Annotated in this window: 1 protein-coding gene; it reads left to right on the plus strand. The window is 55.5% G+C overall.

What is annotated here, in order from left to right; all coding sequences use genetic code 11:
- Positions 1 to 263 (plus strand): alpha/beta hydrolase (locus KVT28_RS25380; protein ID WP_217550963.1); only part of this gene is annotated, 263 nt, incomplete at both ends.

Raw genomic sequence — 263 nt, forward strand, 5'->3', positions numbered from 1 at the left:
AAAGTGATTGTGCTATTTCATCGCGGGCATGAGCACTCCGGGCGTTTGCCGCATGTTGTCGATGAGTTACTGATGCCGGATGCCCATTTTTACGCCTGGGATGCGCGTGGACACGGCCATTCGCCGGGAGAACGAGGTTACAGCCCAAGCCTGGCACGCTCAGTGCAGGACGTCGATGAATTTGTTCGCTTTGTCGCTGGACAAGCCAGGGTGAGCATTGAAGATATTGTTGTGATTGCGCAAAGCGTCGGTGCGGTGCTGGT

Origin of the sequence: Pantoea sp. GbtcB22, from assembly GCF_019091025.1 — a bacterium.
Taxonomy (GTDB): Bacteria; Pseudomonadota; Gammaproteobacteria; order Enterobacterales; family Enterobacteriaceae; genus Pantoea; species Pantoea leporis.